Here is a 21,185-nt window from a genome sequence, read left to right as displayed (position 1 = left end):
GATTCCGCTCGGCCTCCTGAAGGGGCGCAGTCGCTGCCCCACCTCGTCAGCCCGGTTTCAGGCCCATGTGGGCTTCAGGATGGTTTGTACCTCGCCGACGCGAGTCACCCCTCGCCCTCTGGGAGAGGGGCCGGGGCGGGCCGCGTTCGGATGAGGGGGAGGATTGGCACGGAGGCCTGGAGGTTTCGGGCTAGAGGGCTGTATTCAACGTTGCAACAGCTAACGCAGACACAGCCAATTCATTCCCCAAGCAGGCCGCAGGTCTGCCTTTCACAGAAGCCAAGGGCAGCTACGCTGCCCTTGGCGATTGAAATCGCCCCTACACTGAACGCACTCAAACCAGACAGGGAGCTCCGCATGATCCTCTCCACCACCCCCACCCTCGAAGGCCGAACCATCCGCGAATACAAGGGCATCGTGGTCGGCGAAGCCATTCTCGGCGCCAACGTGTTCCGCGACCTGTTCGCCGGCATCCGCGACATCATCGGCGGGCGTTCCGGCGCCTATGAAAAGGAGCTGGCCAAGGCCCGTGAAATCGCCTTTGAGGAGTTGTCCGAGCACGCCGAAAAGCTCGGCGCCAACGCGGTGGTCGGTATCGATATCGACTACGAGGTGGTCGGGCAGAACGGCAGCATGCTGATGGTGAGCATCAGCGGCACCGCCGTGGTGATCTGATTCAACGGACCCTGGCCTGCACCCACCTGTGTGACGTGCAGGCCATAGGCCCCACCAGAAATGCGCGGCAGCCGGGACCAGCGCCGAAGGCCAATATCAGAAGCGCTCCTCGATCATCCTGAAGGGATAGGGCGCCGCCTTGTACTTGCCGAGCTTGCCACGCTTGGGCAGCTCCACTTTCTGCTCCCGGGTCAGATCCTTGTAGGGAATCTGCTTGAGCAGGTGGCTGATGATGTTCAGCCGCACGCGCCGCTTGTCTTCGGAATGCGCCATGTACCACGGCGCCCAGGATGAATCGGTGGCCGCGAACATCTCGTCGCGGGCACGGGTGTAGTCGTCCCACCTGGCGTAGGACTTGAGGTCCATGGGCGACAGCTTCCAGATCTTGCGCCCATCATCGATGCGATCCTTGAGACGCCGGGTCTGCTCCTCGGCGCTCACTTCCAGCCAGTATTTGATCAGGATGATTCCGGACTCGACCACCATCTTCTCGAACAGCGGCGTCACCGCGAGGAACTTGCGCGCCTGCTCCTCGGTACAGAAGCCCATTACCCGCTCGACGCCAGCGCGGTTGTACCAGCTGCGGTCGAAGATCACGACTTCGCCGGCCGCCGGCATATGGGCCAGATAGCGCTGGCCGTACATCTGGGTCTTCTCTCGATCGGTGGGTGCAGGCAGCGCCACCACACGGAACACGCGGGGGCTGACCCGCTCGGTGATGGCCTTGATGGTCCCGCCCTTGCCGGCGCCATCACGCCCCTCGAAGACGATGCAGACCTTGAGTCCCTGGTCCACCACCCACTGCTGGAGCTTCACCAGCTCCACGTGCAGGCGTTTGAGTTCGCTTTCATATTCCTTGCGACCGAAGCTTTCGCTCTGCGCCGTCGCACCGGCGGCAGCCTTTTTCTTGCCCTTTGCCATGACCTGCTCCACTCCTGGGGGAATCCGATCATTACAAGCTAGCTGAGCATTGGCGTCTTGCAGGGCGAAACGGCAGGCGACACCCCGGAAAGCAGAACGCCCCGGCCTGCCAGGCAGGTCGGGGCGTTCCACGAGAACGGACTCAGGCGGTCATTCGGCCAGGCTCAACGCCCCCGTCAGCACCTTCTTGCCGCGGGTGGCCAGGCAGTAATACAGCGGCGCGGTCACCAGCAGGCCGGCCAGCCAGGACAGGTCGACGCCTTCGATGTAGTTGGCGTAGGGCCCGACGTAGAGCGCGGTATTGGCAAAAGGCAGTTGCACCAGGATGCCGATGAAGTAAGCGGTGATGGCATGCGGGTTGAAACGTCCGTAGATCCCGCCATCGGCCTTGAAAATCGAGGCGATGTCGTAGCGGCCGCGCTTGATCAGGTAGAAGTCCACCAGGTTGATGGTGGCCCAGGGCACCAGGACCAGCAGCAGCGCCAGGATCAGGCCGATGAAGTGGGAGATGAAGTTCGCCGAGGCACTCAGGGCCATCAGGCAGCAACCGGCCAGTACCACGGCCGACAGGACCACCCGCACGCGGATGCTCGGCGTCCAGCTACCGGCGAAGGTCTGGATCGAGGTGACGATGGACAGCACCGCGCCATACAGGTTGAGCGCGTTGTGGCTGATGATGTTGAGCAGGAACAGCACCATCAGCAGCGGTCCGAGCACGCCGGTGGCCTGTTTCACCGCGGCCATTGCTTCGGTGCCTTCAGGAGTCGCCAGCACGGCCACTGCGCCGAAGCTGAAGGACAGGATGGTGCCCAGGCAGGCGCCGAAGTAAGTGGCCCAGAACGGCTTGGCGATACCAATGCTGGCCGGCAGGTAGCGCGAGTAGTCAGAGACGTAGGGCGAGAAACTCAGCTGCCAGATGATCCCCAGGCAGATGGTCGCCAGAAAGCCCGACAGGTTGAAGCCACCACGGCTGAAAAAATCCGCCGGCAGCTCACTGCAGAAAATGGTGATGAAGCCGGCCAGCAGCGCGGCGCCCATTACCCAGGTGCCGATGCGGTTGAGCGTGTGGATGAAGCGATAGCCGATCACACCGATAGCGGTGGCACTGATGGCGCCAATGATGATGGCCGCCGGCAGCGGCACTGCCGGCGCGATACCGTGGATCGACTCGCCGGCCAGGACGATGTTGGAAATGAAGAAACCGACATAGATGACCGCCGCGAACAGCACGATCAGCAGCGCTCCATAACGGCCGAACTGGCCCCGGCTCTGGACCATCTGCGGGATGCCCATCTGCGGTCCCTGGGCGGAGGCCAGCGCTATGAAGACGCCGCCAACCATATTCCCCAACACGATGGCCAGCAGGCCCCAGAGCAGGTCGAGGTGGAACACCTGGACCACCATGGCCCCGGTGACGATCGGCAGTGGTGCAATGTTGGTGCTGAACCAGAGCGTGAACAGGTCACGTGCCTTGCCATGACGCTCGGCGGGCGGCACATAGTCGACGCTATGGTTCTCGATCAGCGTCTGCTGGGAATTCTCGGACATCGTCTTGCCTTGCTTATTGTCTTTGTAGAAAGCCACGAAGGGCGCAATCGGGTCCCGTGACGACGACGTCAGCCGCCCAAATGCGAACACCATATTATGGTATTCCAAGACTCAGACAAGGAGTTTTTAGAAGCAGAACTGTACTGAAAACTGCCAGACTTCTTGCTGAAACGATCAACCTTTCTCCTCTGGATGCCCGTATTCATTGGCCTCCAGCGGATTTCCCCACGTTCGTCGGCCTGCGCGCGGCTGTGGGAAAAATCTGCTTGCATTGCAGGTATTACGGTATACCATCAGACACAGATGCGCTGCCGGTCGCAGCCACTTGCTCCCGATAGGTACCCGAAATGATCGACACCAATGCCTACAAACAAGTCATGGGCTCCTTCCCTTCCGGCGTCACTGTCATCACCACCCTGGATGACGACGGCCAGATCGTCGGGCTGACCGCCAGCGCCTTCAGCTCCCTGTCCATGGACCCGGCCCTGGTGCTGTTCTGCCCCAACTACAGCTCCGACTCCTATCCGGTGCTGATCAAGAGCAAACGCTTCGCCATTCACCTGCTGTCCGCCGAGCAGCGCGACGAGGCCTACGCCTTCGCGAAGAAGGGCAAGGACAAGGCCCAGGGCATCGACTGGAGCCTGAGCGAGCTGGGCAACCCGATCCTGGCCAATGCCACCGCCATCATCGAATGCGAGTTGTGGCGCGAATACGAAGGCGGCGACCACGCCATCCTGGTGGGCGCCGTGAAGAACCTGATCGTCCCCGAGCAGGACGTGATCCCGATGATCTACTGCCGCGGCAAGATGGGCGCGCTGCAGGCCTTCGCCTGACATCAAGTTGATGTGTGCTTTGATTCCCGCCCCCTTGATTGGGGGCTTTTTTTGCCCTCGCATCGGGCGCTTTTCGAACTCATTGGCTATGTCTGCGTTGGCTGTTGCGAGAGATTGGCCATCGGGCCAGCTCCTACAGGCAATGCAGCTGCTTGCGACACGTGATGCGGACATAGCCAATTCATTCGCCAAGCAGGCCGCAGGTTGGTGCTGAGCTCCGCGAAGCCCAACGGCGACGCCTCCGCCTGGGCGTAAGGCAATCACGGGACCATCCTTACTGGGTAGTTGTTCTGGCGGAAAGACCTTGCAGATATTCCGTATTATGGTATACCAATATTCAGCAAGCCGCCCAGCAGGTCAGAAGCCCCTGGCGGCGTCACCCCACCGCAGCGGCCGCTCCGTGGCCACGCAGAAAAAGGTTCGAGGTAAGCGACATGAAATTCTCTTTGTTCGTGCACATGGAGCGCTACGACGAGCAGATCAGCCACCGCCAGCTCTTCGAAGATCTGACCGAGCTGACGCTGATGGCCGAGGCCGGCGGATTCAGCACGGTCTGGATCGGCGAACACCATGCGATGGAATACACCATCTCGCCGAGCCCCATGCCGCTGCTCTCCTACCTGGCCGCCCGCACCACGACCATTCGCCTGGGTGCCGGCACCATCATCGCGCCCTTCTGGCACCCCATCCGCGTCGCCGGTGAGTGCGCGCTGCTGGACGTGATCAGCAATGGCCGCATGGAAGTGGGCCTGGCCCGCGGCGCCTACCAGTACGAATTCGACCGCATGGCCGGCGGCATGCCCGCCACCAGCGGCGGCCAGGCCCTGCGCGAAATGGTCCCGGTGGTGAAAGCCCTCTGGCAGGGTGACGTTGCCCACGACGGCGAGATCTGGAAGTTCCCCACCTCCACCTCCTCGCCCCGACCGATCCAGAAGCCCACGCCGCCGATGTGGATCGCCGCGCGCGACCCGGACTCCCACAACTTCGCCGTGGCCAATGGCTGCAACGTGATGGTCACCCCGCTGATGAAGGGTGACGAAGAAGTCGTGGACCTGAAGAACAAGTTCGAAGCCGCCCTGGCCAACAACCCGGACGTGCCGCGCCCGCAACTGATGGTGCTGCGTCATACCCACGTGCACAGCGTGGACGACCCGGAAGGCTGGAAGGTTGGCGCCGCCGCCATCTCGCGCTTCTACCGCACCTTCGATGCCTGGTTCGGCAACAAGCAAACCCCGGTCAACGGCCTCCTCCCGCCGAGCCCGGAAGAGAAGTTCAAGGACCGCCCGGAGTTCGAGCTGGAGAACATCCGCAAGAACACCATGATCGGCACCCCGGAAGAAGTCATCGCGCGCATCCGCCACTACCAGGAACTGGGCGTGGACGAGTTCAGCTTCTGGGCCGACAACAGTCTCTCCCACGCCGAGAAGAAGCAGTCCCTGGAGCTCTTCATCAAGCACGTGGTGCCGGCGTTCCGCTAACCTCTGCTGCAGGCGGCCGGGTCGGGCGACCCGGCCGCTTTTCACCAACCCACAGGTGGTCGAACGCCATGCACAAGACTGGCCTCACCTTCTGCACCCGCAAGCCACTGCCCGGGGCCGCCATGGCCTATCTGCGCGGCAAGTGGACGCCCGCCCATCTCTTCCTCAAGCGCTTGCGCTCCTCCGTCACCGCCAAGCAGAACGGCTTCTGGCAGATAGTCCGCTGACCAACTCTCAACGCTGAACTTCGCCCGCGTCCGACGTTTCGCCGCCCGACCAAGGTGCCTCCGTGCGCCTGGCCGATGCGGCTCGCCGCCGCGTACTCATGGCTGAACAACAACAAGAGTTGCTCATGAACACAGACAGCGCCTGCCTGGTCATCGACATGCAGCAGGAGGATGGTTTCCCCCTGCATGACCTGCACCGGGTCATCGACAACAACGCCGAACTGCTCGCAGCACTGCGCGGCATCGGCATCCCCGTCATCTACACCCGCCACATCAACGCGGCGGACGGCAGCGACCTGCCGCCCGGCGAACCGCTGGACAGCGCCGGACGCCCGGTGAGCTACTGCGCCGGCACCCGCCAGGTCCAGATCATCGAACGCCTGGCCCCTCGCGCCGGCGACCGGGTGATCGACAAACCGCGCTACAGCGCGTTCCACCGAACCGACCTGGACCGGCAACTGCGCGAACTGGGTGCGAAGCGGCTGATCGTCAGCGGTGTGCTCACCGATGCCTGCGTGCTGGCCACGGTGATGGACGCCTTCGCCCTGGGCTACCGCGTCGACCTCATCGCCGACGCCTGCGCCAGTACCACGGAGGCGGCCCACAACGCCGCCCTGCTGATCATGGCCAACTGGGTCTATGCCCTCGAACTCTTCTCCACCGCCCAGTACCTGAAGCGGCTGCGCGGCGAGCCGCACCAGTCGTGCCGCCCGACCGAGCCCGACCAGTTCGCCCACCGCCCCGAGCAGTTCGTCGCCACCATCGCCCGCTTGCAGACCACGCTCGGCCTGCCGCGCCGGAATCAGGAGTGATCGCCATGCACGTCGAGAAAAGAAGCATCGATTTCATCCCCGAAAACGAACGTCACGGCCAGCCGGCGTCGCTGTTCTACATCTGGTTCGGCGCCAACATGAACATCACCACCATCGCCTCCGGCGTGCTGCCGGTGATGCTCGGCCTCAACCTGTTCTGGAGCGCCCTGGCGATCATCCTCGGTTCGCTGATCGGGGCCATCTTCATGGCCTCGCACTCGGCCCAGGGACCGAAGCTGGGCATCCCGCAGATGATCCAGAGCCGCGCCCAGTTCGGGGTGATCGGTGCCGTGCTGCCGCTGCTGTTCGTGATGCTCATCTACCTGGGTTTCTTCGTCAGCAATACCCTGCTGGCGGCCCAGGCCATCGCGTCGGTCAGCCCGCTGGACGGCAACGGCAACCTCTACCTGATCGGCGCGCTGTGCTTCCTGGTGGCGCTCTATGGCTACCGGCTGATCCACCGCCTGCAGAAGGTGCTGTCGTGGCTTTCGCTGCTGGTCTTCCTGATCGCCACCGCCATGGCCCTCAGCCTGCCGATCCCGGAAGGCCAGTGGTCGCTGGCGGGCTTCTCGCTGTCAAAGTTCCTGGTGGCGGTGAGCATCGCGGTCACCTGGCAACTGTCCTACGCACCCTATGTCGCCGACTACTCGCGCTACCTGCCGAGCACGACGCCCATGTCGCGGGTGTTCTGGTACAGCTACGTCGGCACGGTGGCGGGCGGGGCCTGGATGATGATCCTCGGCGCCGTGCTGAGCGTCGCCATCAGCGGCTTCTCCGACAACGTCGGTAGCCACCTGGCCCTGCTGTTCGGCGTCGCCGCGCTACCGGTGTTCGCCTTCATCCTCTACGGCCAGGTGGCGATCAACGTGTTCAACCTCTATGGCGCGTTCATGTCCACGGTGACGGTGATCGAGCCGTTCTCGCGCCTGCGCGTCACGCCTGCCGTGCGCGGGCTGTTCATGCTGGCCATCAGCGTGATCGCCACGGCCCTGTGCACCATCAGCCAGGACAACTTCATCAGCTACTTCCTGAACTTCATCTTCTTCATGAGCTACTTCCTCATCCCGTGGACCGCCATCAACCTGGTGGACTACTACTGCCTGAGGAAAGGGGATTACTGCGTACCGGACATCTTCGACCTGAACGGCCGCTACGGCCGGATCAACGGGGTGGCCTGCGGCAGCTTCCTGCTGACCATCCTGCTGGAGATTCCCTTCATGAACACCACCCTCTACGTCGGTCCCATCGCCCAGGCGCTGGATGGCGTCGACCTGGCCTGGGTGGTCGGGCTGCTGGTGCCGGCGCTGACTTACTACTGGGCAATGCGCCGTAGCCTGGCGCGCGACCTTCAGCTTTTGTAGCAACGCAGGATGGGTCGGGCGGCGTTCCGCGAGCTTGCGATACCCATCGCCCCTCCCGCCGATGGGTATCGCTTCGCTCAACCACATCCTACAAAAGCGCCCCTCGCGCAGTCGGTAGCCCGGATGCAATCCGGGCTACCGACTAGTCGCGGCGCTCGAATATCGCGCCCTCGATCCCCAGCACTTCGCCCGAACTGGAGTAGACGCCCACTCCTGTCTCCCAGACGTTCTTGATACGCCCATCGGCGCAGCGGATGCGGTAGCTCAGTTGGTAGGGCTCGCGCTTGAGCAGCGCGCATTGCACGCAGTACCAGATGTAGTCGGCGTACTCGTCGAGGATCAGCGAGCCGTAGCTGTGCTCGGGGTCGCGGGTCAGGTATTCGGCCGTGTAGCCGGTGAGGGTCAGGCAACCGGCGCTGACGTATTCCATGTACCAGGTGCGGTCGTTGTCGCCCCGGTAGATCAGCCCCGGCAGTTCATCGAGCAGCCCCGGAGCGGGCGGATTCGGTGCAGACGCAGCCGGGCGTGCACCCTCGCCGTGCAGCGGGACGTCGTCCACCCTGGGCCAGGAGGCGCTGCTGCGGTGGACCCGGGTGGCCAGTTCAAGACGCGAGTGCAGGCGGAATTTGCGCAGCAGGTTGCGCACGTAAATCTTCACCGTCCCGTCGCTGATGCCCAGTTCCCGGGCAATCTGCTTGTTGCTCAGCCCCGAGGCGATCAGCGACAGGGTCTGCCCTTCGCGCTCGGTCAGCTCATCGGCCAAAGGCACCGGTGGCGCGGCGGGCGGTAACAGACTGGCGTTGTGCATCCCTCTCCTCCTCCGGTGGTCGCCTCTGGGCTGGCAGGTCCCCAGAAGCAGCAACTTCCATGCCTCCGCGAGGGCACTACCCCTTTTGGCATACCTCCTCCTGCGGATTGAGCGCCGATTCCCAAAGAGAAAATATTTTCTCCACGAGGAAACAGGCGAATCCGCGAGGACACCATGAGCACCACTGCAACCGACCACCCGTTCAGCGTGCCGCGCTACCCCAGCGGCCAGCCGAGCCTGACAGCCACCGAGCACCTGCTGGTGACCCAGGGCACGGGGCGGGATGACTGCGCCGCCCTCGCCGCGCAGTTGGGCAGGGCCCGGCTGACCCACCTGGCCCTGCCGGACTTCCCCAACCTCGCCGCCCTGCAACTGGTCCTGAGCGCCCAGCTGAAGGACGCCCGCGTCGGCCTGCGCCTGGACCTTCGCGGCGAGGAAGCCTTCGTCTGGCCGCTGCACGCCCTGGCGCGAGCCGCTGGCCTGCAGGCCGACGAAATCCTCATGAGCAGCAACCCGGAAGGCACCCGCCGGGTGTTCTGTGTGCACTGTGCCACCTGCCAGCCGGCCACCAGCGCCGGGCACCTGACCTGCACCCAGTGCGGCGTGATGCTGGAAGTGCGCCGCCACTTCTCGCAGCGCCTGGGTGCCTACCTCGGGGTCTGCGCCGATGCCGACCAGCCCTATCAGGAGGTACAGCCATGAGCGCCCTGCTCGACGTCCGCGTCGCCGCCATCCGTGAGCTCACCCCGGTGATCCGCGAATACAGCTTCGAAGCACTGGCCGGCGCACTGCCGGGGTTCTCGGCGGGCAGCCACGTGCAACTGCACCTGCCCAACGGCCGGCGCAATGCCTACTCACTGCTGAGCGACCCCGCCGACACCCGCCAGTACCGCATCGCCGTGCGCCAGCAGGACGCCTCGCGGGGCGGCTCGCGCTACCTGCACCAGCACCTGAAGGTCGGCGACCGCCTGCGCCTGTCGCCACCGGCCAACCTCTTCCCGCTGCACGGAGAGGCACGGGAGCACATCCTGGTGGCCGCCGGCATCGGCATCACCCCCTTCATCGCCTACAGCCAGGAGCTCCTGCGCCGGGGCGCCGACTTCGAGCTGCACTACGCCTACCGCGCCGGCACCAGCGACGCCTATGTCGAGGAACTGCGCCAGCGGCTGGGCTCGCGCCTGCACGAATACATCGGCGGCCAACGCCGCCTCGACCTCGCCAGCCTGCTGCAGGGCCGCGCGCTCGGTGCCCACGTCTACGCCTGCGGCCCGCAATCCCTGCTGCTGGACCTTCAGGAACAGGCCACCGCCCAGGGCTGGAGCCCGCGCCGCGTGCACTGGGAAGCCTTTGCCGCGGCGGAGCCCGGCCAGCCGTTTCGCGTCGAGCTGGTGCGCAGCGGTCAGCAACTGGACGTGGCGGCGGACGAAAGCCTGCTGGAAGCCCTGGAAGCCGCCGGCGTGGAGGTGCCCAACCTCTGCCGGGGCGGAGTCTGCGGCCAGTGCCAGACGCCCTGGCTGAAAGGCGACGTGGAGCACCGCGACCACTTCCTCAGCGCCATCGAGCGCACCAGCAGCCTGATGCCCTGCGTCTCGCGCGGCTGCGGCAGCCCGATCCTGCTCGACCTCTGACCCGGAGACGCCACCCATGACCCTGACCTTCAAACCGCTGGAGAGCTACCGGGAAGACTTCAGCTTCCGCAACAGCCCGGCCGCCATCGCCCGTTTTCCCTTTCCCTTCCCGGAAGACCAGTACATGTACTCGGTCAACCTGGAGCCGGCGGTGTCCCGCGATCCCGGCTCGGTGTTCGAGCACTGTTTCGACGTCGACGAGCACTACGTCTCGGAAATGGCCGAGCGCGCCCGCGTGCTGGAGCTGGACCCCGACCGCTGCCTGGTGATGCCGCACATGGCCCAGGCCGCCTGGGACACCTTGGAAATGCTGATGGAAAACCTTTCCCGCGATTACCCGCAGCACTTCCGCCTGACCCGTGACGGCACGGCCTGGCACTGGCAGAACCTGGCGCTGGGCATCGACCAGCACTTCACCTACGGCGATCCGGCCACCCTGCCTTGCGAGCCACTGGAGTACATCACCCGCCAGATGCAGGGCGACTTCGCGGTGCTCGACCAGCGCGACGGCGACCTCTACATGGACGCCGGCATGGTCACCTGCCCGGCCGACTGGTCGCTGCGCTTCGACGCCGGCATGAGCTTCAAGCAGTGGCACTCGCCAGTGCCCATGGCGCACCAGATGGGCGTGTTCGACCGCGCGCTGAGGTACCTGCTGAACATCCAGGTCGGCCACCCGGTGCGCCGCCTGAACTGGACCCTGACCATCAACCCGCGCCTGGACACCTCGCCCGAGACCTACCACGAGTGGGGCAACGATCGCGGCAAGGTCACGCCGGAGAACGTTGGCCGCCTGGTGCACCTGCGCGTCGAGCTGCAACTGATGGCACGCCTGCCGCGCTCCAACGCGCTGCTGTTCGGCATCCGCACCTACCTCATCAGCCTCGATGAACTGGTCAGCAACCCGGCCTGGGCCCAGCGCCTGCACCGGGTGATGCGCGACCTGCCGGACCCCATCGCCGACTACAAGGGCATCACCCGCTACCGCCAGACGCTGGTGGACTGGCTACGCCGGTTCGACGCCGACGCCTGACCCATCACGCCATAGAACAACCACGACAAGAGGATTCCCCCATGGCTCACTCATGGCGCATCAGCGCGCTCCGCGAACGCCACCTGGCACTTGGTTCGAACCTGGAAGACTGGAACGGCATGGGCACCGCCTGGACCTATGCCAGCGACCTCGCCGACCACCACGAGGCCATCCGCACCCGCGCCGGGCTGATGGATGTGTCCGGCCTGAAGAAAGTGCACTACGTCGGCCCTCATGCCGAAAGCCTGCTGGAGCACGCCACCACCCGCGACATCAGCAAGCTGTATCCGGGCAAATCGGTCTACGCCTGCATGCTCGATGAAGACGGCACGTTCATCGACGACTGCATCGTCTACCGCACCGGCCCCAACGCCTTCATGGTGGTGCATGGCGCAGGCTCGGGCCACGAAGTGCTGATCCGCTCGGCCCAGGGCCGCCAGGTGGCGGTGCTGTTCGACGACGACCTGCACGACCTGTCCCTGCAAGGGCCGCGCGCCGTGGACTTTCTCGCCGAGCACGTGCCGGGCATCCGCGACCTGCCCTACTTCCACCACACCCAGACCAAGCTGTTCGACCGCCCGGTGATGATCTCCCGCACCGGCTACACCGGCGAGCGTGGCTACGAGATCTTCTGCAAGGCCGCCGATGCCCCGGCCATCTGGGACGGCATCCTGGAGAAGGGCAAGGAGCTCGGCATCATCCCCTGCGCCTTCACCGCGCTGGACTGGCTGCGGGTGGAGAGCTACCTGCTGTTCTTCCCCTACGACAACTCGCAGATGTACCCCTTCGCCGACCAGAAAGCCGGCGACACCCTGTGGGAACTGGGCCTGGACTTCACCGTATCGCCCGGCAAGCAGGACTTCCGTGGCGCCGGCGAGCACTACCGGCTGAAGGGCCAGGAGCGCTTCAAGATCTTCGGCGTGCTGCTCGACGGCCATGACGCCGCGCAGAACGGCGACACCCTCTGGCACGAAGGCCGCCAGGTCGGCGTCATCACCTGCGCCATGTACTCGCGCCTCACCGAACGCTCCATGGCCATCGCCCGTGTCGAGCCACAGATCGCCGAGCAGGGCGTGCCCCTGGAAGTGCGCGGCAGCCTGCAAGCCAAGGCCATCGCCCACACGCTGCCGTTCGACGACCCCGAGAAAAAGAAGCGCACCGCCAAAGGCTGAGCGCGCCGTTCCTTGCCTGCACGAGAGCAACCGACATGAATCACTACATCCTCAAGATCAGCTGCCCGGCCACCTCCGGCATTGTCGCCGCGGTCACCACCTACCTCGCCGGGCGGCAGTGCTACCTGAGCGAGCTGGCGCAATTCGACGACGAATACACCGGGCGCTTCTTCATGCGCGCGGTGTTCCGCTTCAACACCGGCGCCAAGCCGGACATCGACGCCCTGCGCCAGGGTTTCGATGACGTGGCCGTGCCCTTCGAAATGGACTGGGAGCTGTTCGAAGGCAACCGCCCCATGCGCGTACTGCTGATGGTGAGCAAGTACGACCATTGCCTCACCGACCTGCTCTACCGCCACCAGAAGGGCGAGATGGACATGCAGATCACCGCCATCGTTTCCAACCATCTGGACCTGCGGCCGATGGCCGAGCGCGAGGGCATCCGCTTCATCTACCTGCCGGTGACCCGCGACACCAAGGCCCAGCAGGAAGCGGCGCTGATGAAGATCGTCGACGAAACGCAGACCGAGCTGGTGGTCCTCGCGCGCTACATGCAGATCCTCTCCGATGACCTGTGCAAGCAGCTCTCCGGCCGCGCCATCAACATCCACCATTCCTTCCTGCCCGGCTTCAAGGGCGCCAAGCCCTATCACCAGGCCTATGAGCGCGGCGTGAAGCTGATCGGCGCCACCGCGCACTACGTCACCTCGGACCTCGACGAAGGCCCGATCATCGAGCAGGAAGTGCAGCGCGTGGACCACGCCTACCTGCCCGATGACCTCGTCGCCATCGGCCGGGATACCGAGACGGTCGCACTCTCCAAGGCGCTGAAGTACCACCTGGAACACCGCGTGTTCCTCAACGGCGACAAGACGGTGATCTTCCGATGAACGCCGTCCTGCCTCCCACGCTCATCGATGGCAAGGCGGCGGCCGCGCGGGTGCTGGCCGAAGTCGGTAGCGAAGTCCTCACCCTCAAGGCCAGCGGCATTGCACCGGCCCTGGCCGTGGTGCTGGTCGGCCAGGACCCGGCCAGCCAGGTCTACGTGCGCAACAAGGTGCTGCGTGCCGAGGAATGCGGTATTCGTTCGCTGGAGCACAAGCTGCCAGCCGAGACGCAAGAGGCCGACCTGCTGGCACTTATCCACAGCCTGAATGCCGACGACAGCGTGCACGGCATCCTCGTGCAACTGCCGCTGCCGGCGCACATCGACGAAACCCGCGTGCTGCAAGCCATCGACCCGCTGAAGGACGTCGACGGCTTCCACGCCGAAAACGTCGGCGGCCTCAGCCAGGGCCGCGAGGTACTCACGCCCTGCACCCCGGCTGGTTGCCTGCGTCTGTTGCAGGACACTTGCGGCGACCTCGCCGGCCAGCACGCGGTGGTCATCGGCCGCTCCAACATCGTCGGCAAGCCGATGGCCGCGCTGCTGTTGAAAGCCCATTGCTCGGTGACGGTGGTGCACTCGAAAAGCACCAACCTGCGCGAGTTGTGCCGGCAGGCCGACATCGTCGTTGCCGCCGTCGGCCGTCCGCGCCTGGTGGATGCCGACTGGCTGAAGCCCGGCGCCGTGGTCATCGATGTGGGCATCAATCGCATCGAGGAAGACGGCCGTTCGAAGCTGGTGGGTGACGTGGACTTCGACAGCGCCCTCACCCGCGCCGCCGCCATCACCCCGGTTCCCGGTGGCGTCGGCCCCATGACCATCGCCTTCCTGATGAAGAACACCCTGGCCGCAGCGCGCCTCCAGCACCCGGCCAGCGGCCTGCCCCTATCTACTGTGGAGAACCCAGCATGAAACAACGAGTCGCCATCATCGGCGCCGGCCCCTGTGGCCTCGCCCAGTTGCGTGCCTTCCAGTCAGCCCATGCCCAGGGCGCCGATATTCCCGAGCTGGTCTGCTTCGAGAAGCAATCGGACTGGGGCGGCATGTGGAACTACACCTGGCGCACCGGCCTGGACGAACACGGCGAGCCGGTGCACGGCAGCATGTACCGCTACCTCTGGTCCAACGGGCCGAAGGAATGCCTGGAGTTCGCCGACTACAGCTTCGACGAACACTTCGGCCGCCCCATGGGCTCCTACCCGCCCCGCGAAGTGCTCTGGGACTACATCAAGGGCCGCGTGGAGAAAGCCGGCGTACGCCCGTACATCCGCTTCAACACCACAGTGCGCGGGGTGACCTGGGACGCCGCCAGCGGCACCTTCGAAGTCACCGCCCACAGCTACGAGCAGGACCTGACCTACAGCGAAACCTTCGACTACGTGGTGGTCGCCAGCGGCCACTTCTCCACCCCCAACGTGCCCTACTTCGAAGGCTTCGAAAGCTTCGCCGGCCGCGTGCTGCACGCCCACGACTTCCGCGATGCGCTGGAATTCAAGGGCAAGGACGTGCTCATCGTCGGTGGCAGCTATTCGGCTGAAGACATCGGCTCGCAGTGCTTCAAATACGGCGCCCGCACCATCACCAGTTGCTACCGCAGCGCGCCCATGGGCTACCAGTGGCCGGAGAACTGGGAAGAGAAACCGCTGCTCACCCATGTGAAAGGCAGCACCGCGTTTTTCTCCGACGGCAGCAGCAAGCACATCGACGCCATCATCCTCTGCACCGGCTACAAGCATCACTTCCCCTTCCTGCCGGAAGAGCTGCGCCTGAAAACCAGCAACCGCCTCTGGCCACTGAACCTCTACAAGGGCGTGTTCTGGGAGCAGAACCCCAGGCTGATCTACCTCGGCATGCAGGACCAGTGGTACAGCTTCAACATGTTCGACGCCCAGGCCTGGTACGCCCGCGACGTCATCCTCGGCCGCATCGCCCTGCCCGAGCAGGCCACCATGAACGCCGAAGACCGGGCCTGGCGCCAGGAAGAGGAAACCCTGGAAAGCGCCCAGGCAATGTTCGAATTCCAGGGCGAGTACATCCGCCAACTGATCGAAGCCACCGACTACCCGACCTTCGACATCGCCGAGGTGAACCGGACCTTCCTGCAATGGAAGAAGGACAAATACGAAAACATCATGGGCTACCGCGACAAGTGCCACCGCTCGCTGATCACCGGCACCCTGGCGACTGCGCACCACACGCCCTGGCTGGAAGCCCTGGACGACTCGCTGGCCGCCTACCTGGCCGACAAGCCGACCGATCAGTTGAAGACAGCGAGCTGACGACTGCCCAAGCCGAGACCGGACCGTAGGGTGGGCTTCAGCCCACCAGATAAGGCCCACGTGGGCTGACACCACCCCACCCTTCCGGTTCGGCCCGCACAGCACCTGGTTTTCCTTGCGTGGAGCCCACAGCATGAACCTGCCCGTGATATCCCGGCCGCTGGAGCCGGCCCTGTTCGCCCGAGCCCCGGGCCTGGAACGCCACCGCGTCGCCCCCGCCGGGTTGACCGTCGTGGCCCTGGACGCGGGGGACCGGCTGGAGGTGATTGACCTCGAAGGCAACCAGGCCGCCGAGCTGCTGGCCTTCGCCGGCAACGGCCGCGCGGCGCTCGCCGCCCTTGGTCTTGCTTCCAGCCCCGGCGCCGACTTCATCGCCCACCTGCTGCACGACGGCAGTCCGGAGGCCGCCCATGTCAGTACCGGATTGGTCAGGCGCGGAGTCGATTGCCGCCACCTGCCGCCCGCCGCGCCGCTCTGGCAGCCCGGCACGCCAGCCGGCTTCAACCGCAGTTTCAGCGCCAGCGAAGCGCTGCTGGTGATAGTCGCCGCACCGGGCGGCCAGACGCCGGTGGACAACCAGTGGCGCGCCAGCGAGCTGCGCCTCGTGATCCACCGCGCCAACCCGCGCAGCGTGCTGGCCCCACCACTGCCGGCGCCGCTGGGCGAGCTGGTGGATGAATTCACCATCACCCCCGGCACCGCGCGGGACTACGTCGTCGGCGCCGGCCAGTACATCCAGGTGCTGGACGTCGCCGGGCGCCAGTGTTCGGACTTCGTCGCCTTCGACCGCCGTGGCCTCGATGCCGGCCGCGAGATCGACCTCGACCCCACCGTCACCCGCACCCTGAACGGCAACGCCTACCCCGGCCCCGGCCTGTTCAGCCGTTTTTTCGACCGCAACCTGCAGCCCATGCTGGAAGTGGTGCGCGACACCGTCGGCCGCCACGACACCTTCGCCCTGGCCTGCACCGCGCGCTACTACGAATCCCAGGGTTACTTCGGCCACGCCAACTGCAGCGACAACATCAGCCGCGCGGTGGCAAAGCACGGCGTGCAAGGCCGCGCCGGCTGGCCGGCGATCAACTTCTTCTTCAACACCGGGGTGGACGCCCACCAGCACCTCACCCTCGACGAGCCCTGGTCGCGCCCCGGCGACTACGTGCTGCTGCGCGCCATGACCGACCTGGTCTGCGCCAGCAGTTCCTGCCCGGACGACATCGACCCGGCCAACGGCTGGCAGCCCACCGACATCCACATCCGCGTGTATTCCGAACAGGAGCGTTTCAGTATTGCCATGGCCACTCGCAAGACACCCGACGCCGACCCGGTGCTGACCCGCGAGAGCGGCTTCCACCCCGGCACCTCCGCCCTCACCCGCCAGTTCGTCGACTATCGCGGCTTCTGGACGCCGATGCAGTTCGACGGCTATGGCGCTATCGAGGAATACCACGGCTGCCGCGAAAAGGCTGCGGTGATGGACCTGTCCGCCCTGCGCAAGTTCGAGGTGCTCGGCCCCGACGCCGAAGCCCTGCTGGACCATTGCCTGACCCGCGACGTGCGCAAGCTCGCGGTGGGCCAGGTGGTGTACTCGGCCCTGTGTTTCGAGCACGGCGGCATGCTCGACGACGGCACGCTACTTCGTCTTGGCGCCGATGCATTCCGCTGGATTGGCGGCGAGGACTACGCCGGCGTCTGGCTGCGCGAGCAGGCCGAGAAGCTCGGCATGAAGGTGTGGATCAAGAGCGCCTCGGAGCAGATCCACAACATTGCCGTGCAAGGCCCACTGGCCCGCACCCTGCTGAAAGACATGGTCTGGACGCCGGGCACCCAACCCGCACTTGCAGACCTCGGCTGGTTCCGCTTCCTCGTCGGCCGCCTCGACGACTACAACGGCCCGCCGCTGATGGTCTCGCGCACCGGCTACACCGGCGAACTGGGCTATGAAATCTGGTGCCACCCCAGCGACGCCATGGCGGTGTGGAAGCGCCTCTGGCAGCTCGGCGAGCCGCTGGGTCTGGTGCCCCTGGGCCTGCACGCGCTGGACATGCTGCGCATCGAGGCCGGGCTGATCTTCGCCGGCTACGAATTCAACGACCAGACCGACCCCTTCGAGGCCGGCATCGGCTTCTGCGTGCCACTGAAAACCAAACAGGCCGACTTCATCGGCAAGGATGCACTGCTACGGCGCGGCGCCAACCCGCAGCACAAGCTGGTGGGGCTGGAACTGGAGGGCAACGAACCAGCCGCCCATGGCGACTGCGTACGCGTGGGCCGCGCCCAGGTCGGCGTCATCACCAGCGCCACCCGCTCACCGGTACTGGGCAAGAACATCGCCCTGTGCCGGCTGGACATTGGCTACTGCGCGCCGGGCACGGCGGTGGAAGTCGGCAAGCTGGATGGCCAGCAGAAGCGCATCCGCGCCACCGTCAGCGCCGGCACCGTGGCCTACGACCCGGAGAAGACCCGCGTGCGCAGCTGATGCAGCACTTGGTGAGGGATTTGCAGGAAGTCCCTCACCATCCATTGCCAAGGAGAATCGGCCGATGTGGTTCAGCAATGCCGCCAGCAACCTGGCCAATGAGCTCAGCCAGTGGCTCGACCAACTGTCCAGCGACCCAGGCGCGGCGTCCACGCCGCCCCAACTGCAACGCCAGCCCCGGCTGCTCAGCAGCCTGGAGCGGCTGCAACGCGACTGGCGTGAACTGCAGGGCATCCGCCGCCAGGCGGAGGACCAGCCCTCGCCGCCCTGCAGCGTCGAGGAATACGCCGCGCTCAGCCGACGGCTGGCCGCTGTCGAGGCGCAGAATGCCCGCTTGCAGGGCGAGCTGCAGGAACGCGAACAGCAGTTCGATGCCCTGGAAGCCGAACGGGAAAAATGGGACGAAGAGCGCAAGGTCTGGGAGCTGACCAAACGCACCCTCACCGAAGGCTGCTGGGCGATGAACGTGGTCAACGGCGACCCCGACCATCCGCAGAACCTGATCCGCTGGTCCGAGCAGTTCCGCGAACTCATCGGCTACCAGCACGACGAATTCCCCGATGGCTGGGACAGCTACTTCGGCGTGGTCAACCAGGACGATCTCAAGGCGGTGATGAAGGCCTTCAACGCCTCGATGGTGGACAGCAGCGGCGACGGTTTCTACGCGGTGGAGTACCGCATGCGCCACAAGACCCGAGGCGAAGTCTGGTTCCGCGAACGTGGCCGCTGCCTGCGCGACAGCCGTGGCCGGCTGCTGTACGTCACCGGCGCGGTGCGCGAGATCAGCGACGAGAAAGCCGCCGCCAACCTGCACGAACGTGAGCAGGCGAACATCCAGGCCACCTACGGGCAGATCGCCCAGGTGGCCGGGGTGATCCGGGGCATCGCCGAGCAGACCAACCTGCTGGCGCTCAATGCAGCCATCGAAGCGGCCAGGGCAGGTGAACAAGGGCGCGGTTTCGCGGTAGTCGCGGACGAGGTGCGCAACCTGGCGCGGCGGACCCAGGAGTCGGTGCAGCAGATCCAGGCGATGCTGCAGCAACATCGCTAAGAAAACGACCCAATTTCAGGCGTGATGCCGGGAGGATGACTACAAACGGGGCATTCAAGCCCAGCCCGCAGGATGGGTCGGGCGGCGTTCGCGAGCCGGCGAAACCCATCGATCCCCGGTGCTGGGTATCGCTCCGCTCGCGAAACGCCGCGCGAGCCAGGGGTAATGGCGCGATGCCAGACACTGGCACAAGGATTGCCTTTCCCAATACGCACTTTTCTTGCGCGGCGATAAAAACAAGAAGCCTCCAGGCACGTGTCCCACTCGATCTGCCAACCAACGCTATTCCAACGAATTCGTATCGAGGATTGAGTGATGGAAGAACAGAAAACACCGACCCTGGAGGAGTTGCAGGGTCTGATCGAGATGACCAACACGCTGAATATGGAAATATTCTACTGGTGGTGCATCGCCCTGATGATCCTGATCCACGCCGGCTTCCTGTCTTACGAGATAGGCGCTTCACGCCTGAAGAACGCACTGGCCGCCGGGGTGAAGAACATCCTCGCGTTCGGCTTCATCGTCCCCACCTTCTTCCTCTTCGGCTGGGCCATCTACAACGCCTTCCCCGACGGCTTCGTGCCGCGCATGGACGCCCTGAAGGCGGCGATGCCCTGGAGCCAGTCCATGGGCCCGAACATCAAGGACAACGCCACCGGCATCTTCTGGGGCGCCTTCGCCCTGTTCGCCGCCACCACCGGCTCCATCCTCTCGGGCGCCATCATCGAGCGTGCACGGATGAGCGCCTTCATCGTCATGACCATCCTGCTCGGCTCGGTGCTCTGGCTGTTCGGCGCCGCCTGGGGCTGGCACCCGCAAGGCTGGCTGACCGTGCAGTGGGGCTACCATGACGTCGGCGCCGCGGGCGTGGTCCACGTGATCGCCGGGTTCTTCGCCCTGGCGGTGGTGATCAACCTCGGTGCCCGCATCGGCCGCTTCAACCCGGACGGCAGCACCAACGCCATCGTCGGCCACAGCATGCCGATGAGCGTGGTGGGCCTGATGCTGATCATCGTCGGCTTCTTCGGCTTCCTCGGCGGCTGCATCATCTACAGCTCCGGCGCCCAATGGATCAACATCTACGGCGCCCCCACCACCCTCTCCGCCTTCGCCTTCAACACCCTGATGGGCTTTGCCGGCGGCCTGATCGGCGCCTACCTGACCACCCGCGAACCTTACTGGATGATGTCCGGCGGCCTGGTGGGGATCATCTCGGTGGCTCCGGGACTGGACCTCTACCACCCCGGCCTGGCCTACCTGATCGGCATGGGCGTCGCCGCCGTGGCACCGCTGGTGAACAACCTGCTGCTGAAGTTCCGCCTCGACGACGCCGTGGGCGCCTTCGCCGTGCATGGTTTCGGCGGCTTCGCGGGGCTGGTGATCAGCGGCGTGTTCCTCGCCGGCTACCCCAACGTGAACGACATGGCGCCCATCAGCTTCCTGGGCCAACTGGGCGGCGCCCTGGTCCTGGCGTCCCTGGGCTTCTTCCCGGGCTTTGCCATCTCCTATGCCCTGAAGAAAGCCGGCGTGCTGCGGGTTCCGGCCCATGCCGAAGAACGCGGCCTCGACCTCACCGAAGTTCCGGCCCAGGCCTACCCGGAATGGACCGCTATCTACGGCGAGACGGTAAAGCCGAACGGCAGCGCGGAAACCACCCTGGTGGTGGAAACCAAGACCGCCTGACGACAACGACCCGAGGAGCATATCCATGAGCATCAGCACCTACGAAGGCGCCAGCGCCGTCTTCACCTACGCCAACAACCCCACCGTGCTTGGCGTCATCACCGTGGTGGTGATCGCCGCCACCCTCTACGCATTGGCCGCGACCTTCATCCACGAAAAGCACAGCTACGACTTGCCGGATGACGAGTTGCCAAAGCTGAAGTAACCCTCACCCCAGCCTCCGCACCCGTAGGATGGTGCGGGCGGCGTTCCGCCAGAGCGCAGCGAAACCCATCGAACAGTTGCCACACCGCTGTTGGGTTTCGTTCCTC

The 21,185-nt window shown here is 65.1% G+C and carries 19 protein-coding genes and 1 pseudogene; 17 read left to right on the top strand and 3 right to left on the bottom strand.

Annotated elements, in window-relative coordinates; genetic code table 11:
* The first annotated feature begins 357 nt into the window (after positions 1-357).
* A complete protein-coding gene (locus FFS60_RS26390) occupies positions 358-675 on the top strand; it encodes a heavy metal-binding domain-containing protein (RefSeq protein ID WP_028630337.1) in 318 nt (105 codons plus the stop codon).
* A 96-nt stretch (positions 676-771) separates the two neighbouring features.
* On the opposite strand, the gene ppk2 is transcribed toward FFS60_RS26390, so the two are convergent.
* On the bottom strand, positions 772-1,596 hold the full coding sequence (gene ppk2, locus FFS60_RS26385; RefSeq protein WP_137823663.1) for a polyphosphate kinase 2: 825 nt from the start codon (positions 1,594-1,596) through the stop codon (positions 772-774).
* Between the two features lie 150 nt (positions 1,597-1,746).
* Entirely contained in the window at positions 1,747-3,144 is a 1,398-nt protein-coding gene (locus FFS60_RS26380; protein WP_028630335.1) for a cytosine permease, read from the bottom strand.
* Between the two features lie 347 nt (positions 3,145-3,491).
* Between FFS60_RS26380 and FFS60_RS26375 the strand changes: the two genes are divergently transcribed.
* The 5 genes from FFS60_RS26375 (at position 3,492) to FFS60_RS26360 (ending at position 7,855) form a co-directional block, all read left to right on the top strand.
* On the top strand, positions 3,492-3,977 hold the full coding sequence (locus tag FFS60_RS26375; RefSeq protein ID WP_028630334.1) for a flavin reductase family protein: 486 nt from the start codon (positions 3,492-3,494) through the stop codon (positions 3,975-3,977).
* Positions 3,978-4,411: 434 nt separating this feature from the next.
* A complete protein-coding gene (locus tag FFS60_RS26370; protein WP_028630333.1) occupies positions 4,412-5,455 on the top strand; it encodes an LLM class flavin-dependent oxidoreductase in 1,044 nt (347 codons plus the stop codon).
* A gap of 68 nt (positions 5,456-5,523) precedes the next feature.
* A complete protein-coding gene (locus FFS60_RS28805) occupies positions 5,524-5,682 on the top strand; it encodes a hypothetical protein (protein ID WP_169338776.1) in 159 nt (52 codons plus the stop codon).
* Positions 5,683-5,807: 125 nt separating this feature from the next.
* Positions 5,808-6,494 (top strand): cysteine hydrolase family protein, encoded by a 687-nt coding sequence (locus FFS60_RS26365; protein ID WP_137823662.1) that lies wholly within the window; start codon positions 5,808-5,810, stop codon positions 6,492-6,494.
* 5 nt (positions 6,495-6,499) lie between these two features.
* A complete protein-coding gene (locus FFS60_RS26360; RefSeq protein WP_137823661.1) occupies positions 6,500-7,855 on the top strand; it encodes a cytosine permease in 1,356 nt (451 codons plus the stop codon).
* Positions 7,856-7,997: 142 nt separating this feature from the next.
* Here the strand turns inward: FFS60_RS26360 and FFS60_RS26355 are convergent, their stop codons facing one another.
* Positions 7,998-8,663 (bottom strand): LuxR C-terminal-related transcriptional regulator, encoded by a 666-nt coding sequence (locus tag FFS60_RS26355; RefSeq protein ID WP_028630330.1) that lies wholly within the window; start codon positions 8,661-8,663, stop codon positions 7,998-8,000.
* Positions 8,664-8,837: 174 nt separating this feature from the next.
* Here FFS60_RS26355 and FFS60_RS26350 point away from each other — a divergent pair, with 174 nt between their 5' ends.
* The 11 genes and pseudogenes from FFS60_RS26350 to FFS60_RS26300 all read left to right on the top strand — a co-directional run bounded on the left by FFS60_RS26350 (position 8,838) and on the right by FFS60_RS26300 (position 21,079).
* Entirely contained in the window at positions 8,838-9,365 is a 528-nt protein-coding gene (locus FFS60_RS26350) for a dimethylamine monooxygenase subunit DmmA family protein (RefSeq protein WP_137823660.1), read from the top strand.
* Positions 9,362-10,291: a PDR/VanB family oxidoreductase gene (locus FFS60_RS26345; protein ID WP_137823659.1), complete on the top strand. Its 930-nt coding sequence runs from the start codon at positions 9,362-9,364 to the stop codon at positions 10,289-10,291. Before FFS60_RS26350 ends, FFS60_RS26345 begins: the two co-directional genes overlap by 4 nt.
* Positions 10,292-10,307: 16 nt before the next feature.
* Entirely contained in the window at positions 10,308-11,324 is a 1,017-nt protein-coding gene (locus FFS60_RS26340) for a DUF3445 domain-containing protein (RefSeq protein ID WP_137823658.1), read from the top strand.
* 41 nt (positions 11,325-11,365) lie between these two features.
* Positions 11,366-12,496: an aminomethyltransferase family protein gene (locus FFS60_RS26335; protein ID WP_137823657.1), complete on the top strand. Its 1,131-nt coding sequence runs from the start codon at positions 11,366-11,368 to the stop codon at positions 12,494-12,496.
* 35 nt (positions 12,497-12,531) lie between these two features.
* A complete protein-coding gene (gene purU, locus FFS60_RS26330) occupies positions 12,532-13,386 on the top strand; it encodes a formyltetrahydrofolate deformylase (protein WP_028630325.1) in 855 nt (284 codons plus the stop codon).
* Complete coding sequence (gene folD / locus FFS60_RS26325; protein ID WP_137823656.1) at positions 13,383-14,294, top strand: bifunctional methylenetetrahydrofolate dehydrogenase/methenyltetrahydrofolate cyclohydrolase FolD; 912 nt, start codon at positions 13,383-13,385, stop codon at positions 14,292-14,294. The genes purU and folD overlap by 4 nt, the downstream gene beginning before the upstream one ends.
* A complete protein-coding gene (locus FFS60_RS26320; RefSeq protein WP_137823655.1) occupies positions 14,291-15,661 on the top strand; it encodes an NAD(P)-binding domain-containing protein in 1,371 nt (456 codons plus the stop codon). Before folD ends, FFS60_RS26320 begins: the two co-directional genes overlap by 4 nt.
* A 133-nt stretch (positions 15,662-15,794) precedes the next feature.
* The gene (locus FFS60_RS26315) at positions 15,795-18,140 is read left to right on the top strand and encodes a DUF1989 domain-containing protein (protein WP_137823654.1); all 2,346 of its coding nucleotides are present in this window, start codon (positions 15,795-15,797) and stop codon (positions 18,138-18,140) included.
* Positions 18,058-19,176 (top strand): annotated as a pseudogene (locus FFS60_RS29305) (methyl-accepting chemotaxis protein); the annotation flags it as partial. The gene FFS60_RS26315 and the pseudogene FFS60_RS29305, both read left to right, overlap by 83 nt.
* A gap of 330 nt (positions 19,177-19,506) precedes the next feature.
* On the top strand, positions 19,507-20,874 hold the full coding sequence (locus FFS60_RS26305) for an ammonium transporter (protein WP_137823652.1): 1,368 nt from the start codon (positions 19,507-19,509) through the stop codon (positions 20,872-20,874).
* A gap of 25 nt (positions 20,875-20,899) precedes the next feature.
* Positions 20,900-21,079, top strand: a complete 180-nt coding sequence (locus FFS60_RS26300) for a hypothetical protein (protein WP_028630319.1) — start codon at positions 20,900-20,902, stop codon at positions 21,077-21,079.
* The last annotated feature ends 106 nt before the right edge of the window (positions 21,080-21,185 follow it).

It is taken from the genome of Pseudomonas sp. D(2018), assembly GCF_005502555.1.
GTDB classification, from domain to species: domain Bacteria; phylum Pseudomonadota; class Gammaproteobacteria; order Pseudomonadales; family Pseudomonadaceae; genus Metapseudomonas; species Metapseudomonas resinovorans.
Note: the sequence above shows the minus strand (reverse complement) of the source record. Positions and strands in the feature narration are given on the sequence as shown.